The 17,071-nt window shown below is 68.6% G+C and carries 16 protein-coding genes; 12 read left to right on the top strand and 4 right to left on the bottom strand.

The genetic code is table 11. The features are described 5' to 3' along the window. Positions 1–22 precede the first annotated feature (22 nt). The 5 genes from ribD (at position 23) to ACIOSY_RS05775 (ending at position 3,941) form a co-directional block, all read left to right on the top strand. Positions 23–1,105, top strand: coding sequence for a bifunctional diaminohydroxyphosphoribosylaminopyrimidine deaminase/5-amino-6-(5-phosphoribosylamino)uracil reductase RibD (gene ribD / locus ACIOSY_RS05755; RefSeq protein WP_400850379.1), 1,083 nt, complete (start codon positions 23–25; stop codon positions 1,103–1,105). Further along, a complete protein-coding gene (locus tag ACIOSY_RS05760) occupies positions 1,105–1,734 on the top strand; it encodes a riboflavin synthase (RefSeq protein ID WP_400850382.1) in 630 nt (209 codons plus the stop codon). The genes ribD and ACIOSY_RS05760 overlap by 1 nt, the downstream gene beginning before the upstream one ends. Further along, entirely contained in the window at positions 1,731–2,996 is a 1,266-nt protein-coding gene (gene ribA / locus ACIOSY_RS05765; protein ID WP_400850385.1) for a GTP cyclohydrolase II, read from the top strand. Before ACIOSY_RS05760 ends, ribA begins: the two co-directional genes overlap by 4 nt. Continuing rightward, entirely contained in the window at positions 2,993–3,466 is a 474-nt protein-coding gene (gene ribH / locus ACIOSY_RS05770) for a 6,7-dimethyl-8-ribityllumazine synthase (protein ID WP_400850388.1), read from the top strand. Before ribA ends, ribH begins: the two co-directional genes overlap by 4 nt. Positions 3,467–3,587: 121 nt before the next feature. Then, complete coding sequence (locus tag ACIOSY_RS05775; RefSeq protein ID WP_400850391.1) at positions 3,588–3,941, top strand: Fe-S protein; 354 nt, start codon at positions 3,588–3,590, stop codon at positions 3,939–3,941. A 134-nt stretch (positions 3,942–4,075) separates the two neighbouring features. Here the strand turns inward: ACIOSY_RS05775 and ACIOSY_RS05780 are convergent, their stop codons facing one another. Both ACIOSY_RS05780 and ACIOSY_RS05785 read right to left on the bottom strand, forming a co-directional pair. Beyond that, on the bottom strand, positions 4,076–4,783 hold the full coding sequence (locus ACIOSY_RS05780) for an endonuclease domain-containing protein (protein ID WP_400850394.1): 708 nt from the start codon (positions 4,781–4,783) through the stop codon (positions 4,076–4,078). A gap of 467 nt (positions 4,784–5,250) precedes the next feature. Then, positions 5,251–6,234 carry a LacI family DNA-binding transcriptional regulator gene (locus ACIOSY_RS05785; protein WP_400850953.1) on the bottom strand — a complete coding sequence of 328 codons (984 nt, stop codon included), beginning with the start codon at positions 6,232–6,234 and terminating at the stop codon, positions 5,251–5,253. 160 nt (positions 6,235–6,394) lie between these two features. On the opposite strand from ACIOSY_RS05785, the gene ACIOSY_RS05790 reads away from it, so the two are divergent. The 4 genes from ACIOSY_RS05790 (at position 6,395) to ACIOSY_RS05805 (ending at position 11,491) form a co-directional block, all read left to right on the top strand. Then, positions 6,395–7,312 carry a carbohydrate ABC transporter permease gene (locus tag ACIOSY_RS05790; RefSeq protein WP_400850397.1) on the top strand — a complete coding sequence of 306 codons (918 nt, stop codon included), beginning with the start codon at positions 6,395–6,397 and terminating at the stop codon, positions 7,310–7,312. Positions 7,313–7,358: 46 nt separating this feature from the next. Beyond that, positions 7,359–8,204: a carbohydrate ABC transporter permease gene (locus ACIOSY_RS05795; RefSeq protein WP_400850956.1), complete on the top strand. Its 846-nt coding sequence runs from the start codon at positions 7,359–7,361 to the stop codon at positions 8,202–8,204. 66 nt (positions 8,205–8,270) lie between these two features. Further along, the gene (locus tag ACIOSY_RS05800) at positions 8,271–9,626 is read left to right on the top strand and encodes an ABC transporter substrate-binding protein (protein ID WP_400850400.1); all 1,356 of its coding nucleotides are present in this window, start codon (positions 8,271–8,273) and stop codon (positions 9,624–9,626) included. A 119-nt stretch (positions 9,627–9,745) separates the two neighbouring features. Then, a complete protein-coding gene (locus ACIOSY_RS05805) occupies positions 9,746–11,491 on the top strand; it encodes a beta-galactosidase family protein (protein ID WP_400850403.1) in 1,746 nt (581 codons plus the stop codon). A 23-nt stretch (positions 11,492–11,514) separates the two neighbouring features. Here ACIOSY_RS05805 and ACIOSY_RS05810 read toward each other — a convergent pair whose 3' ends face one another. Further along, entirely contained in the window at positions 11,515–12,012 is a 498-nt protein-coding gene (locus ACIOSY_RS05810) for a GAF domain-containing protein (RefSeq protein ID WP_400850406.1), read from the bottom strand. A 143-nt stretch (positions 12,013–12,155) separates the two neighbouring features. Here ACIOSY_RS05810 and ACIOSY_RS05815 point away from each other — a divergent pair, with 143 nt between their 5' ends. Further along, positions 12,156–13,616 carry an MFS transporter gene (locus ACIOSY_RS05815; RefSeq protein WP_400850409.1) on the top strand — a complete coding sequence of 487 codons (1,461 nt, stop codon included), beginning with the start codon at positions 12,156–12,158 and terminating at the stop codon, positions 13,614–13,616. A 93-nt stretch (positions 13,617–13,709) separates the two neighbouring features. On the opposite strand, the gene ACIOSY_RS05820 is transcribed toward ACIOSY_RS05815, so the two are convergent. After that, on the bottom strand, positions 13,710–14,741 hold the full coding sequence (locus ACIOSY_RS05820) for an LD-carboxypeptidase (protein WP_400850412.1): 1,032 nt from the start codon (positions 14,739–14,741) through the stop codon (positions 13,710–13,712). A gap of 84 nt (positions 14,742–14,825) precedes the next feature. Here ACIOSY_RS05820 and ACIOSY_RS05825 point away from each other — a divergent pair, with 84 nt between their 5' ends. Both ACIOSY_RS05825 and ACIOSY_RS05830 read left to right on the top strand, forming a co-directional pair. Next, a complete protein-coding gene (locus tag ACIOSY_RS05825; protein ID WP_400850414.1) occupies positions 14,826–15,032 on the top strand; it encodes an AsnC family protein in 207 nt (68 codons plus the stop codon). Positions 15,033–15,100: 68 nt separating this feature from the next. Further along, positions 15,101–16,987, top strand: a complete 1,887-nt coding sequence (locus ACIOSY_RS05830; RefSeq protein WP_400850417.1) for an ABC transporter ATP-binding protein — start codon at positions 15,101–15,103, stop codon at positions 16,985–16,987. Positions 16,988–17,071 lie beyond the last annotated feature (84 nt).

A 17,071-nucleotide genomic window follows, 5' to 3' on the forward strand; every position in this document is an offset into this window, starting at 1 on the left:
GAGCCTCACAGAAGGACGACGGATGGCAGTGAACGAGACCGAGCGCCGCGCGATGAGCCGTGCGCGGGAACTCGCCGCCCTCGGCCCCCGCGGCGTGAACCCTCAGGTGGGCGCGGTCATCCTGTCCCCCGAAGGCGACATCCTCGCCGAAGGCTGGCACCACGGAGCCGGCACCCCGCACGCCGAGGTCGACGCGCTCTCGAAGCTCGCGCCCGGTGCCGCACGCGGTGCCACCGCCGTCGTCACCCTCGAACCCTGCAACCACACCGGACGCACCGGTCCGTGCGCGCTCGCGCTGATCGAGGCGGGAGTCGACCGCGTCGTCTACGCGCTCGACGATCCGGGCGCCGTCTCGGGCGGAGGCGCCGAGCGTCTGCGTGCCGCGGGAGTGAGCGTCGAGGCCGGTGAGCAGGCGGATGCCGCGCACGCCCTGATCGACGGATGGCTCACCGCGCAGCGCCTCGGACGCCCGTACGTCACCGTGAAGTGGGCGCAGAGCCTCGACGGCCGCGCCGCCGCCGACGACGGATCCAGCCAGTGGATCACCGGCCCCGAGGCTCGTGCCGATGTGCACCGGCGACGTGCAGCATCCGACGCCATCGTCGTCGGCACGGGCACCGTGCTCGCCGACGACCCCGCCCTCACCGCACGCGACGGAGCGCAGCTGCTGCCGTCGCAGCCGGTGCCCGTCGTGATCGGCTCGCGGGCGACGCCCGCCGACGCAGCGTTGCGCGATCACCCGCACACTCCCCTCTTCTACGACACCCGCGATCTGCGCGCGGTGCTCAGCGACCTGCACGGCCGCGGCATCCAGCGCGTGTTCGTCGAGGGCGGGCCGACTCTCGCCAGCGCCTTCATCGCCGCGGGGCTCGTCGACCAGGTACTCGCGTACGTCGCGCCCGTGCTGCTGGGAGGCCGACGTCTGGCTCTCACCGACATCGGCGTCTCGTCGATCGCCGAGGCCCATCGTCTGACGATCGACGAGTGGGTTCCCCTCGGCGCCGACCTCTTGGCGATCGCCCACCCCACATCTGACCCCGACACCACAGCTGACCGCGACACCACCGCGAACGAATCCGACCGCACGACCGAAGGAGCCGTCTGATGTTCACCGGGATCATCGAGGAGATCGGCGAGATCACCGCCATCTCACCATCGGGTGACGGCTGGCGGCTGACGGTGCGCGCGCCGAAAGCCGCGGCGGATGCCGTGCACGGCGAGTCGATCGCGGTCTCGGGCGTGTGCCTCACCGTCGTCGCATCGAGCGCCGACTCCTTCGACGCCGACGTCATGAAGCAGACCCTCGATGTCGCAGCTCTCGGCGGCGCGGCCGTCGGAACGCGCGTCAACATCGAGAAGGCGATGCCCGTGGGGGCCCGACTCGGCGGTCACATCGTGCAGGGGCACGTCGACGGTGTCGGCGAAGTTCTCGATGTGCGTCCCGGAGCGCAGTGGAGCGTGCTGCGCATCAGTCTGCCGACCGACCTCGCGCCGCTCGTCGTCGACAAGGGTTCTATCTCGGTCGACGGCACCTCTCTCACGGTGAGCGCGGTCAGCGCTCCCACCGAGGCATCCGCCTGGTTCGAGATCTCGCTGATCCCCGAAACCCTCACCGCCACCACCCTCGGCAGCCGCGTCGTCGGCGACCGCGTCAACCTCGAGACCGACATCCTCGCCCGTCACGTCGAGCGTCTGCTCGCGTTCCGCGCTGCACCGGAAGGAGGCTCCCGATGAGCCTTTCCACCATCACCGAGGCCCTCGACGCGTTGCGCGCCGGGCGGCCCGTTCTCGTCGCCGACGACGAGAACCGCGAGAACGAGGGCGACGTCATCCTCTCGGCCGAGCTCGCCACCCCCGAGTGGGTGGCGTGGACGGTGCGCTGGTCGTCGGGATTCATCTGCGCACCGATGCCGACCGACCTCGCCGATAACCTCAATCTGCAGCCGATGGTCGCCGCCAGCGAAGACGCCCGCTCGACCGCCTACACGGTCAGCGTCGATGCGGCGGAGGGCGTGACCACGGGCATCAGCGCGCACGACCGCGCCCACACGCTCAACGTGCTCGCCAACCCCGAATCGACGGCGCGGAGCATCATCCGCCCCGGACACGTGCTTCCGCTGCGTGCGGTCGACGGCGGCGTGCGCGAGCGCAGCGGCCACACCGAGGCGGCCGTCGACCTCATGCGCCTCGCCGGGCTGCAGCCCGTCGGAGCGATCGCCGAGGTCGTCGCCGAAGACGGCAGCATGATGCGACTGCCCGGACTGCTCGAGCTCGGAGCGCGCGACGGAGTGCCCGTGATCACGATCGAGCAGCTCATCGCCCACCTCAACGAGGTCGATCCCCAGGACGACGCCGGCCCCCGTCACAACCGTCGGGTGAGCCTGCGCGCCGATGCGACCGTTCCGACGACGCACGGCACCTTCCGCTTCCTCGCCTACAAAGACCGCGTCACCGGCACCGACCACATCGCCGTCGTCTCGGGCGAACCGCAGGAGGCGGCTCTGGTGCGCGTGCATTCCGAATGCCTCACCGGCGAGGCGTTCGGCTCGCTCAAGTGCGAATGCGGCCCGCAGCTCGACGCCGCTCTCGACGCGATCGAGCAGGAGGGTGGCGTGGTCATCTACATGCGCGGCCACGAGGGTCGAGGCATCGGACTCATCAACAAGCTGCGTGCGTACAGCCTGCAGGAGGAAGGGCTCGACACGGTCGACGCCAACCTCGCGCTCGGACTGCCCGCCGACGCTCGCGAATACGCGGCGGCTGCCGGCATCCTCGCCGACCTCGGCGTGTCGAAGGTGCGCCTGCTGACGAACAACATAGACAAGGTCAACCAGCTCCGCGAGCTCGGCCTCGACGTCGTCGAACAGGTGCCGCTGATCGTCGGAGTGGGCCCCAACAACCACCAGTATCTCGAGACGAAGCGTGACCGCATGGGTCACATCATCGGAGAAGCCGCCCTCAAGGCGGCTCTCGCCGAAGGAAAGGACGACGCATGAGCGGCGCAGGAGCACCGACCGCGGGCAACATCGACGGACGCGGGATCGACGTCGTCATCGTCGCCGGCACCTGGCACGACACGATCAGCAACGGCCTGATCGCGGGTGCCGAACGCGTGCTGAACGAGGCTCAGGCCACCCACCGCCTGGTGCGCGTGCCCGGTTCGTTCGAACTCGCCGTCGCGGCGCAGGCGGCATTCGCCGGCGGTGCGGATGCGGTGGTCGCGCTCGGCGTGATCATCCGTGGCGGCACCCCGCACTTCGAGTACGTCTCGGCCGCGACGACCGACGGCCTCACCCGCGTGTCGCTCGATGCCGGCAAGCCGGTCGGCTTCGGCCTGCTCACCCTCGACGACGAGCAGCAGGGCCTCGACCGTGCGGGCCTCGAGGGCTCCAAGGAAGACAAGGGCGCGGAGGCGGCGGATGCTGCGCTGCGCACCGCCCTCGTCATCAAGGAGCTGCGGGGCTGAGGTCTCGGGCGTTGAGGTTTCGGAGCTGAGGTTCAGCGCTGAGGTTCAGCGCTGAGGTTCAGCGCTGAGGCGAGCCTGTCCTTCCTGGCGGCTCGCCTTCGTTGAGCCCTAGCGTGAGGGCATGGAGACCCTGCGCCACATCGTGCTGTTCGTTCACCTCATCGGCTTCGCCGTGCTGTTCGGCGCGTGGGCGGTGCAGGCATTCGGCGGCAAGCGGGAGTTCACCCGGCTGATGAGCATCGGCATGGCGATCGCCGCGGTCGCCGGGCTCGCCCTCGCCGCCCCGTGGGGCATCTCCTACGAGCTGAACTACGTGAAGATCGGCGTGAAGCTGGTGCTGCTGCTGGTCATCGGCGCGCTCCTCGGCATCGGCACCGCGCGTCAGAAGCGCGGAGCATCCGTCCCCGCCGCCATGTTCTGGCTCGTCGGCATCCTGACCGCGGCGAACGCCGCCATCGCCGCCATCTGGCGCTGAGCCGCGGCATCCGCTCGTCGCTGTTCGCCCCGCCCGGACTTCACCCGGGAGGAGATCGGCACCCGGGAGGACGAATTCGAGGATTCTCTCCTCCCGAATGAGGATCTCCTCCGAAATGACGGAGCTGCTCCGGCTCAGCGCGCACGGTGCAACCCCTGTGCGACGGCGCGCATGATCAGTTCTTGCACGGCGGGCCACCCGCTCATGACCTGGTCGTAGCCCACGCGAATCACGTGGTACCCCATCAACATCAGCCGCGCGTCGTGCTCGATGTCTCGCGTGCGCTGTGCCCCGACATGATGGCCACCGTCGATCTGCAGCACGAGCTTCTCGCCGATGAGCAGATCGACGCGGTGACCGGCGATCCAGATCTGACGGCGCATCGGCAGCCCGAGCCAGCGCAGACGCGGCACGACGACGCTCTCCAAGCCGGAATCGGCGAAGGGTGTCGCCTCGTCGAGCAGGGCCTGCGCCGCCGGAGAAAGCGAAAGCCTGCGCAGGACGTCGATGTCGATGAGCCCCGAGTGCAAAGCGGAGTTCCAGATCGCGAGCGCGGCATCGCGGGGCTGGCATCGTGCGACGACCGCCAGCACGTTCTCGATCGGGTCGACGAGCGAGTCCGGACTTCGCGGGATCGCGGGCATTTCCCAGTGCACGTGACCATCGACCACGACGTGCCCGGCGTGCGGCGGGGCAGCCACGTGCACGACTCCGTCATCGACGACCCAGCATCCCAACCGCTTCGCCTGCGTGACGCAGGTCAGAACCACGCCGCTCTGTGCCGCCGCGACCAGCATCGGATCGGCATCCCGAGCAGCGACCCAACCCCGTCGCACACGCACCAGAATGCCTCGACCGACCGCGGAGGCGATCGCGTGTCGGCTGGTGCCAGCAAGGAGGAGCGACCTCACCGAGACGACGTCTCTCACCCCCTCGATGACCCGCGAACTCATGGACCGAGGTTGTCACGCGGCGGGGTCTTCTCGGCGAGTGCGGAGAGGCTCCGCCGGCGAATGTGGACAACGCGCGGGTGGGGGCATCCGTGCAGGAGGACGCTCCTCTCCACCCGCCCGTCACTCGGGAGGAGATCGGCACTCAGGAGGACGGATGCCGCGAAAAGACCCTCCCGAATGAGGATCTCCTCCCGATTGATGGCGGTGCATGGGAAGTCGAGGGCGGCGGGGGCGCTTCCACCCATCCCGAGCCGCCCCCACCCGCCCGTCACTCGGGAGGAGATCGGCACTCGGGAGGACGGATGCCGCGAAATCACCCTCCCGAATGAGGATCTCCTCCCGAACGCTGGAGTGAATCAGGCGCGCGGAGCCGCCGTGCTCTCGCGCACGACGAGCTCGGTGCCGACCAGGGGCGTCTGAGCGCGCGCTCCCCCGTCGAGTTCTGCGAGCAGGGCCTCGACGGCCAGGGCACCGACCTTCTCGGGATGCTGCTGCACCGTGGTCAGCGGCGGCCAGATCTGCGCCGCATCGGGCAGGCCGTCGAAGCCGACCACGCTGACATCGCCCGGGATGTCCTTGCCCGCTTCGCGGAAGGCGCGCACCACACCGATCGCCATCTGGTCGTTGGCGGCGAAGACCGCGGTGACATCGTCGCGGTCGCGCAGCTGCACGCCCGCGAGATAGCCGGACTCGGCGCTCCAGTCGCCGGGGAGCATGTCGGGCACGCGCCTGCCCCGCGCCTCGAGGGTCGAGCGCCAGGCCTCGCGGCGCCTCTCGGCCGAGTACGACTCGGTGGGTCCGGACACGTGCCAGACGGTGTCGTGCCCGAGGTCGAGCAGATGCTCGGTGGCGAGACGGGCTCCCTGCGCCTGGTCGGTGTCGACGAACGGGTGGGTCGAGCCGCGGTTCGAGTCGACGAGCACGATCGGCAGGCCGTTCGGGATCTCGACCTCGGCCTCGTCGAGCTGGTGCGCTTCGAGCACGATGATGATGCCGTCGACCGCGTGCTCTTCGAGCCGGCGGAACGCACCGGCGACGGTTTCGAGGGCGCTCGATTCGACGGGGATGAGGGTGAGCGCGTAGCCCATCTGCGCGGCTCGCACCGCGATGGCATCCAGCGTGCGCTGGTTTCCGTACGAGCTGAACGAGAACATGATCACGCCGATGGCGCGGAATCGACCGGATCGCAGGGCCCGCGCCGCGCTGTTGGGCCGGTATCCGAGGTTCTGCATCGCCCGCTCGACGCGCTCGCGTGTGGCGGCCCCGACGTAGCCGCGGGCGTTCACCACGCGCGACACCGTCTGGCCGGAGACACCGGCTTCGCGCGCGACATCTTCCATGGAGGGGTCACGGCGTCGCGGCGACTGCTCTGTCGGGGATTCCAAGGACACGATGTGATCATCCATTCATGTGTTGACGTTGACACACTAGCAGCGCATCGCATATGTTGACGTTGACACACGGCGCAGTGAGCGCCATGACTTGGAGAAGGTCTCGTCGATGACGACTGAAATCATTGCGGCCCCCGGAGGCCTCGGCATCCGCCGCCGCGAGAAGCGCGACTGGAAGGGATGGGCCTTCGTCGGTCCCTTCATGATCGTGTTCGCCCTGGTGTTCCTCACCCCGCTCGCATACGCGCTGTACCTGAGCTTCTTCCAGGAGAAGCTCATCGGCGGGACCGCGTTCGTCGGGTTCGACAACTACGTCCGGGCCCTCACCGACTCCCAGTTCTGGGAGGCCTTCGGCCGCGTGATCATCTTCCTGGTAGTTCAGGTGCCGATCATGCTCGCCCTCGCCCTCGGCGCGGCCCTCGCCCTCGACAGCGCGCGTCTGCGCGGAGCGTCCTTCTTCCGCATCCTGATCTTCCTGCCATATGCGGTGCCCGCCGTCGTCGCCGTGCTGATGTGGGGATACATCTACGGCGACCAGTTCGGTCTGACCTCGAACATCAACGACTTCCTCGGCGTCGACCTGCTCACGCCGTTCGCGAAGGAATGGATGCTGGTCTCGATCGGCAACATCGTCACCTGGGAGTTCGTCGGCTACAACATGCTGATCTTCTACTCGTCGCTCAAGACCATCCCCACCGAGATGTACGAAGCGGCATCGCTCGACGGTGCGGGGGCATGGCGCACCATCTTCTCCATCAAGATCCCGTCGGTGCGCGGCGCGCTCGTGATCGCCACGATCTTCTCGATCATCGGCAGCTTCCAGCTCTTCAACGAGCCGAACATCCTGCGCCCGCTCGCCCCGAACGTGATCACGACGTACTTCACCCCGAACATGTACGCGTACAACCTCTCGTTCGCCGGCCAGCAGTTCAACTACGCCGCGACGATCGCCATCATCATGGGCATCATCACGGCCGTGATCGCCTACGTCGTGCAGCTGCGCGGCTCGAAGTCTGAGGTGCGCTGACATGGCACTCCCCCTCGCCCGTTCGACACGCAAGCGCAACGATCCGATGAACCCGAAGTCGTCGAAGACGCTCCTGATCGTCATGGTGCTCTACGCGCTGTACACACTGGTGCCGCTGGTCTGGCTGCTGTTCAGCTCGACGAAGACGCAGTCGGGTCTGTTCAGCTCGTTCGGTCTTTGGTTCGCCGACGACTTCGCCTTCTTCGACAACCTCGTGGCCACGTTCACCTACCGCGACGGCATCTTCCTGCGCTGGCTCGGCAACACCCTGCTGTACGTGGTCGTCGGCGCCGGTGGCGCGACGCTGCTCGCGACCATGGCCGGCTACGGTCTCGCGAAGTACCGCTTCCCCGGCCGCCGGGCCGTGTTCGCCGTCGTGCTCGGCGCAGTCGCCGTGCCCGGAACCGCCCTCGCCGTGCCGACCTTCCTGCTCTTCAGCGAGCTGGGCCTGACGAACACCCCGTGGGCCGTCATCATCCCCTCGTTGATCAGCCCGTTCGGCCTCTACCTGATCTGGGTGTTCGCCTCGGAATCCGTGCCGACCGAACTCCTCGAGGCTGCGCGCATCGACGGCGCCGGCGAGTTCCGCACGTTCTTCACGATCTCGATGCGACTCCTCGCCCCCGGCATCGTGACGGTCGCGCTGTTCACGGTGGTCGCCACCTGGAACAACTACTTCCTCCCGCTGATCATGCTCTCCGACCCCGCCTGGTACCCGCTCACCGTGGGCCTGAACCAGTGGAGCTCGCAAGCGATCGGCGCCGGATCCCAGCCGATCTACAACCTCGTGATCATGGGTTCGCTCCTGACGATCATCCCGATCGTCATCGCCTTCCTGCTGCTGCAGCGGTTCTGGCAGTCAGGTCTCACCGCGGGAAGCGTCAAGCAGTAAGCACCCCGCTCCCGCAAGGAAAACCGTCGATCCGATGCTGGATCGCACCCCCGAAAGGACACAGCAATGAAGCACCTTCCTCACCCCGCTGCGCGCCGCACCCTGACGGTGCTCGCAGCCGGAACCGTCGCAGCGCTGGCGCTGGCCGGATGCAGCACCGGAAACACCGACGCCGGCGGTGCCGCCGGCGACGGCTCGTTCGACTCGGTCGAGGCCGCCCTCGAGAAGGGCGGCGAGATCACGTACTGGTCGTGGACGCCGTCTGCCGAGGACCAGGCCGCAGCCTTCATGAAGGAGTACCCGAACGTGAAGGTGAACGTTGTCAACGCGGGCACCAACAACGACGAGTACACCAAGCTGCAGAACGCGATCAAGGCGGGCTCGGGCGCACCCGACGTCGTACAGATCGAGTACTACGCCTTCCCGCAGTTCTCCCTCACCGACGCGTTCGTCGACCTCTCGCAGTACGGCTTCGCCGACTTCGAAGACGACTACACGGCGTCGACCTGGAACTCCGTCACCGAGGGCGACGCCATCTACGGCCTCCCCCAGGACTCGGGGCCCATGGCGCTGTTCTACAACCAGGCAGTCTTCGACGCCGCAGGCGTGGCTGTGCCGACCACATGGGACGAGTACTACGAGGCCGCCAAGGCCATCCACGCCGCCAACCCGAACGCGTACATCACCAACGACACCGGTGACGCGGGCTTCGCGACGTCGATGATCTGGCAGGCCGGCGGACAGCCGTTCTCGACCGACGGCACCGACGTCACGATCGACCTGCAGGACGAGGGTTCGAAGAAGTGGACCGAGACCTGGAACCGCCTCGTCGAGGAAGACCTCGTCGCCCCGACCAGCAGCTGGAGCGACGAGTGGTTCCGCGCCCTGGGCGACGGCAGCATCGCCACCCTCGTGATCGGCGCCTGGATGCCCGGAAACCTCATCACCGGCGCACCCGACGGCGCCGGTAACTGGCGCGTCGCACCGATGCCGACGTACGACGGCACCCCCGCGACCGCCGAGAACGGCGGCGGCGGCCAGGCCGTGACGACGCAGAGCAAGAACCCCGAGCTCGCGGCCGGCTTCCTGTGGTGGCTGAACAACTCCGAGGACAGCATCGACATGTTCCTCGAGAGCGGCGGATTCCCGTCGACCACGGCCGCGCTCTCGAGCGAGGACTTCCTCGCCGACGCACCGGAGTACTTCGGTGGCCAGAAGATCAACGAGGTGCTCGCGGCCGCCGCGGGCGACGTCGTCGAAGGCTGGAACTACCTGCCCTACCAGGTGTACGGCAACAGCATCTTCGGTGACACCGTCGGTCAGTCGTACCAGAACGGCACGGACCTGAACGAGGGCCTCGTCGACTGGCAGGACGCGCTGGTCGAGTACGGCAGCTCGCAGGGCTTCACCGTCAACAAGTGACACCGGTGGCCGGGTCGGGCCCTTCGACAGGCTCAGGGACCCAACCCTGGGCTCAGGGACCCAACCCTGGGCCCTTCGGACCCGACCCGGCCGCCCCTCGAACGAAAGCACTTCACATCGTGACCTCCTTCTCCATCGGCGACACCGACTTCCTCCGCAACGGGCAGAAGCACCAGGTGATCGCCGGAGCCCTGCACTACTTCCGCGTGCACCCGGACCAGTGGCAGGACCGCATCCGCAAGGCGCGCCTGATGGGGCTGAACACGATCGAGACCTATGTGGCGTGGAACGCCCACGAACCGCGAAAGGGCGAGTGGAACGCGACGGGGTGGAACGACCTCGGCCGGTTCCTCGACCTCGTGCACGCCGAGGGGATGGACGCGATCGTGCGCCCCGGCCCCTACATCTGCGCCGAGTGGCACAACGGCGGCCTGCCCACGTGGCTCACCGGCGGCGAGCGCGCGCTTCGTTCTTCGGACCCGGCATTCCTCGCCGACATCAGCGCGTACCTGCGCCGCGTGTACGAGATCGTCGTGCCGCGTCAGATCGATCGTGGCGGCCCCGTCGTGCTCGTGCAGATCGAGAACGAGTACGGCGCCTACGGCTCCGACAAGGCATACCTCGAGGCACTCGTCGCCCTCACGAGAGAAGCCGGCATCACGGTGCCGCTGACCACGGTTGACCAGCCCGTCGACCAGATGCTCGACGACGGCAGCCTGCCCGAGCTGCACAAGACCGGCTCGTTCGGGTCGCGCAGCGCCGAGCGCCTTGCGACGCTGCGCGCGCACCAGCCCACCGGCCCGCTCATGTGCTCGGAGTTCTGGGACGGCTGGTTCGACTGGTGGGGCGGCGTGCACCACACCACCGATGTGGATGCTGCGGCCGCCGACCTCGATGCGCTTCTCTCGGCCGGGGCGTCCGTCAACATCTACATGTTCCACGGCGGCACGAACTTCGGACTCACCAACGGCGCGAACCACAAGGGCCGCTACCTGCCGATCGTCACGTCGTACGACTACGACGCCCCGCTGGATGAGGCGGGCAACCCGACGCCGAAGTTCTCCGCGTTCCGCGATGTGATCGCCAAGTACGCCCCCGTTCCCGACGAGCTTCCGCAGGCGGCGAGCCCCGCTCCCGTCGCGAGTGTCGAGCTGACGCCGGTGGGTGCGTGGACGGATGCCGCGGCATCCGCGGCCCCGGCCGATCGCCCCGCCACGTTCGACGAGCTCGCACACCTCAGCGCCCTCGTGCGCTACGACGTCGCCCTCCCCGCAATGGACGGCTCCGCGCTGCTCGTGCTCGACGAGGTGCGCGACCTCGGCTGGGTGAGCGTCGACGGCCAGCGCGTCGGCGCCCTGTCGCGCACGCGCCACGACCGGAGCATCCGCATTCCCGCGGGCAAGACCCTCAGCATCCTCGTCGAGGAGCAGGGCCGCGTGAACTATGACCACCGCCTCGGCGAGGAGAAGGGCCTGATCGGCTCGCCCACGCTCGACGGCGCCGCCCTCACAGGCTGGACCTCGACGCCGATCGACGTCGCTGCGGTCGCCGCCGAGGTCGCCGCCCGCACCGGCACTTCTGCCGTGAGCGACGGCGACGGCCCGACGGCCTGGGTGGGTGATCTGACGCTGGATGCCCCGGCTGATCTGTTCCTCGACACCGGCGCATGGAGCAAGGGGTTTGCCTTCGTGAACGGGTTCTTCCTCGGCCGCTACTGGCGCAACGGTCCGCAGCGCACGCTGTTCGTGCCGGCGCCGGCGACGCGCGCCGGCTCGAACCGGGTCGTCGTGCTGGAGCTCGAGGAGCTGCTCTCGCCGCGCGCGGAGTTCGTGCGCGGACTGCACCTCGGCGACACCGAGGAGTAGCGCCACGACGCGGTGCCGCCCGTTCAGGCGTCGCCGCGGTACCGCTGCCAGATGGCCGCCGTGGGTGGGGTGACGCCCTCGGCGCGGATGCGCTGCCAGTTGCGACCCCCGCGACCGAAGGCCGCCTGCACGGCGCCGGGGATGAGGTCTTCCGCGATCGGCTCGAGGATCCAGTCGCAGCGCCTTACGTGCACGAGGTCGGCGGCATGCGCTTCGTCCGATGGGTCGTAGGTCCAGGGTCCGGTGAGCCGCCCGAGGTAGCTCAGGCCGTCGATATCGCGCGTCCAGGTATACGACCCGATGGGCGCCTTGGCGAAGCGTTCGATCCGCCACGCCAGACGGATGCCGCTCTGCGCGTCGGCGAGGGTCAGCGCCTCGTCGAGCGTCGCCGGGCGCGGAGACAGCGGGCCGCCGATCCCGCACAGCCCGAGTTCGAGCCCGCGCTCCGCACCGATGCCCCGCGGCACGTCGTCGTCGCGGGACCGCATGGGGGCCCGGTAGACGGGCATCTCGATGGCCATGCTGGTGTCCCTCCGACACTTCCGACTCTAGGCAGGGCGGTCGTCGGTCGTCATGGAACGCCACCGTGCGTCCAGGCAACTCCCAGGAAGGCGTAAACTCACCCGGTGGCCCGGTGTACCGGGCGTCCGACCTAAGGAGCAGTATGAGTACGACCACAGCGCCGGCGAACCCTCGCTCGCGTGTCATCACCGCGAGCCTGGTCGGTACGACCATCGAGTTCTACGACTTCTACGCCTACGCCACGGCGGCAGTGCTCGTGTTCCCGATTCTCTTCTTCCCCACCGGCGACGACACGACATCGCTTCTCGCATCGTTCGCCGTCTTCGGTGCGGCCATGGTCGCGCGTCCGATCGGCGCCGTGATCTTCGGCCACTTCGGCGACAAGTACGGCCGCAAGGCGACACTCGTCGCGTCTCTGCTCACGATGGGCATCGCGACGTTCCTCATCGGTGTGCTGCCCACCTATCAGCTCATCGGCTGGTGGGCGGCGCTGCTCCTGCTCGTCCTGCGCCTGGCCCAGGGCTTCGCGCTCGGCGGCGAGTGGTCGGGAGCGGCACTGGTCGCCACCGAGAACGCCCCCAAGGGCAAGCGCGCCTGGTACGGCACCTTCCCGCAGCTGGGAGCCCCGCTCGGTTTCATCATCGCCAACTTCCTGTTCCTCGCCATCAACTGGCTGCTGCCGCACTCCGAGAACCCGGCACTGAAGTCCGAGGCATTCCTCGCGTGGGGCTGGCGCATCCCGTTCCTGTTCTCGGCCGTGATGGTCATCATCGGCCTCTGGGTGCGACTCAAGCTCGTCGAGTCCGACACGTTCAAGAAGGCCGAGACGAAGGGCACGATCCGCAAGCTGCCGCTCGCGACCGTGTTCCGCTACCACTGGAAGAACCTCATCCTCGGCACGTTCATCATGCTGGCGACCTACGTGCTCTTCTACCTGATGACGAACTTCACCCTCTCGTACGGCACCAAGGCGGCATCGCTCGAGACGGCATCCGCCGCCGCGAAGGCCGCCGCAGAGGCCACCGGAGCGGACTTCGACGCCTCGGCATTCGCCGCGCAGTTCTACCCCGGACTCGGATTCGGATACACCGACTTCGTGCTCATGCAGATCATCGGCGTCGTGTTCTTCGGTATCTTCACGCTGCTGTCGGGACCCATCGCCGACGCCATCGGCCGTCGCAAGCTGCTGCTGTGGGTCACGGGCCTGATCATCGTCTTCGGCTTCACCTTCAACACGTTCCTGATGCCGACGGTCGACCCGAAGTTCAGCGGAGCGCTCACGCTGGCGTTCCTGGTGTTCGGGTTCATGCTCATGGGTGCGACGTTCGGTCCGATGGGCGCGCTGCTGCCCGAACTCTTCCCGACCAACGTGCGGTACTCGGGCTCGGCGATCGCCTACAACGTCTCGTCGATCCTCGGTGCAGCCGTGGCTCCGCTCATCGCCCTCAAGCTGTGGGAGGCGGCGGGCGGACAGCCCTGGATGGTCGGCCTCTACCTTTCGGCGATGGGAGTGCTGACGTTCATCGCGCTCCTGCTCTCGAAAGAGACCAAGGATCACGACTACGAGGATGACCTCGGGGTCGCGGCGGTGCCCCAGCCGTAGCCTCCTGGCTTTCCGCCGCAGAACGCCTCTGGAACCCTTCGACAAGCTCAGGGACCCAGGGGCGTTCTCGCGCGCAGCGCGTGCGTCGGCGCACTAGTAGACGGCGGTGATCCGGCGGGCGGAGCCGTCGAGGGTCATTGTGCCGCCGTACGGGACGATCCACTGCGGGCGCGTGTGGCCGAACGGCGGGCCGACGCACACCACGGCATCGGGGTTGTAGCGGGCGACGACGTCGATCACGACGTCGCGCTGCGCCTCGCGGAGGACCCGCGCCTCTTCGCGCGACGGGTGGAAGTCGAAGTCGCTGACCGGAGGGCGCGCCACGACGACGCCGGCGACGGCGGAGAGGATGCCGCGCTCCCCCAGACCGCGCATCCACCGGTGCACCCAGCTCGCGGGCGGTCGCTCTTCACTGGTCTCGAGCAGCAGGATGCCACCGCCGAGCTCGCCGACGGAGGGCAGCCGGTCGGCGAGCGCGAGGCTGTCGATGACCTCGAGGCATCCACCCCAGGTCGTGCCCGAGACGACGCGACCTGGCCCGGCCCAGGCCCACGGCTCGGTCGGGATGCGGTCGCCGAATTCGGTCAGCGAGCGCGGGTCCGTCCACCGCTGGCCCACGTCTTCGGATTCTCCGGGCTCGTTGATCTCGACCGTCGCGCGGTCGAGCAGCGCGGCGCGCAGCGACGCGAGGTGCACGTCGTCGACCGCCGGGCCCGGACCGAGGTGCACGGCGGTCGAGCCGCCGTAGTACCCGCGGATGCCGAGACCCCACAGCCGGTTGAGGATGTTCGTGTTGTCGCTGTACCCGAGGAACGGCTTCGGGTCGGCGAGCGCGAGCGCCGGGTCGAGATGCGGAACGACGAGGATCTGGTCGTCACCGCCGATGGTCGCAAGGATCGCGCGGATGCTCGGATCGGCAAAGGCCGCATTGACGTCGGCGGCGCGCGCTTCCGGACTCGCGTCGAGCATGCGCGTCGTCGGATACTCCACGGGCACGAGGCCGGTGACCTCGCGGAGACGGCGCATGGCCTGGTCGTGGATCTCGGGAGCGGTAGCGGGAGCTGCGAAGGCGGGCGACAGCACCGCGATACGGTCGCCGGGTCGGAGGGCGGGTGTCGACAGCATCCGTCCAGTCTGCCGCAGGCGTGCGTCAACAGAAGTTGACTTCCCTCAGAAGTCAATGTACGTTGACGATCGAAGGAGGTCAGCATGAGCATCCACACCGCCGTCGCGACAGACCCGGAGGGCGAGCCGATCGCCGAACTGAACCGGCTCACCGCGATCCGTCGCGACATCTCGCGCGCCGAAGAGGCGCAGGTGCGCCGCGCTCGCAACGCCGGATATTCCTGGCAGGCGATCGCGAGCGCGCTCGGCGTCAGCAAGCAGGCAGCGCATCGCCGATTCGGGCGCCGCTGAGCGACCACCGACCCCTCTCGCAGGAAGTACGGTCGTAGTACCCCCTTTTTCTCAGAACGAGGTTCTCCATGTCTCGCACGGCGACCGAACGCCGACGCGGACGCGGCGCGCAGCAGGATGGCCCGCGCGCCACGTTCCGCCAGCTCCTCCCCTTCCTCTTCGAGCACAAGCGCACGCTCATCGTCGTCGGCGTGCTCAGCGTGTTCGGCGCGGCAACGTCGCTCGTGCAGCCGCTGCTCGTCGGGCAGGTCATCACGGCCGTGCAGGCGGGCGGAACCCTCGGCATCCTCGTGTGGCTGCTGGTCGGCTTCGTGATCGTGTCGTCGATCATCTCCGGCTTCCAGCACTACCTGCTGCAGCGCACGGGCACCGCGGTCGTCTACTCCAGCCGCCGCAAACTCATCGCGCGCATCCTGCACCTGCCCACGTCGGAGTTCGATGCCCGCCGCACCGGTGACCTCGTCTCGCGCGTCGGCACCGACACGACCCTGCTCTACGCCGTGCTCACGCAGGGCCTGGCGGATGCCGTCGGCAACGTCGTGCTCTTCCTCGGGGCCCTGATCGCGATGCTCGTGATCGACCCCATCCTGCTGCTGCTGATCGTTCTCGTCATCGGCGTCTCGGTGGTCGTGGTCGTCGCCCTCAGCGGACGCATCCGCACGGCATCCACCGCGCAGCAGGCCAAGGTCGGCGAGCTCGCCTCCGGGGTGGAGCGCGCGGTCGGCTCGATCCGCACGATCCGCGCCTCCGGGGCCGCGGAACGCGAGACTGCCAGCGTGTCGGAGCTCGCCTCCGAGGCCTACGGCATCGGCGTGCGGATCGCGAAGATCTCGTCGCTCGTCGTACCCGTCGCCGGCATCGCCATGCAGCTGTCGCTGATCGTCGTGCTGGGCGTCGGCGGCTTCCGCGTCGCCGCCGGAGCCATCACGATCGCCTCGCTCATCGCGTTCGTCATGTTCCTCTTCCTGCTGATCATGCCCCTCGCCTCGACGTTCGGCGCCATCACCTCGGTGAACCAGGCGCTGGGCGCGCTCGGTCGCATCCAGGAGGTTCTCGATCTGCCGACCGAGACGCAGGACGACGCCCGGATCGCCGCCGGGATCACCCGCGACGAGGCCGACCCGGGGGCTGCGGCCGTCGAGTTCCGCGACGTGCACTTCCAGTACCCCGACAACGTCGTGGCTGCGCGCGAGGCCGCTGCCCGCGAGGCGCGCACGCTGCTCGAAGACGCCCATGTCGAGAAGGTCGACGACGTTCCCGCCCCGGCGGTCGACCGCGAGGTGCTGCGCGGCGTCTCGTTCGCGGTGCCGCGCGGGGCGCGCGTCGCGCTCGTCGGCCCCAGCGGCGCCGGCAAGAGCACGATCCTGTCGCTGCTCGAGCGCTTCTACGACCCGACGGGCGGCTCCATCCGCCTGTACGGCCACGACTCGCGCACCTACCCGCGCGACGAGCTGCGGGCGCAGTTCGGCTACGTCGAGCAGGATGCTCCGACTCTCGCCGGCACCCTCGCCGACAACCTGCGGCTCGCCGCCCCCGAGGCATCCGATGCGGAGTGCGAGCGCGTGCTGCGCGCGGTCAACCTCGGCGACGTGCTCGAGCGCAGCCCGCTCGGGCTCGCCGCCCCGGTGGGCGAAGACGGCGTCATGCTCTCGGGTGGTGAACGTCAGCGGCTCGCGATCGCTCGTGCTCTGCTGACGGATGCTCCCATCCTGCTGCTCGACGAGTCGACGTCGTCGCTCGACGGCGTGAACGAGCAGCGCATGCGCGAGGCCATCGATGCCGTCTCGACCGATCGCACCCTGGTCGTGATCGCGCACCGCCTGTCGACCGTCGTCGACAGCGATCTGATCATCGTGCTGCAGGACGGTCTCATGGTCGGACAGGGCACCCACGCCGAGCTCGTCGAGTCGACTCCGCTCTACCGCGACCTCGCACGCCACCAGCTGCTCGCCTGAGGCGCGCGCCCGGAACGACGCGAAGGCGGGATGCCGGAGACCACTCAGCCATGGGTTCGTCTCCGACATCCCGCCTTCGCGGGT

The organism is Microbacterium sp. NPDC087665, from assembly GCF_044743285.1.
Classification (GTDB): Bacteria; Actinomycetota; Actinomycetes; order Actinomycetales; family Microbacteriaceae; genus Microbacterium.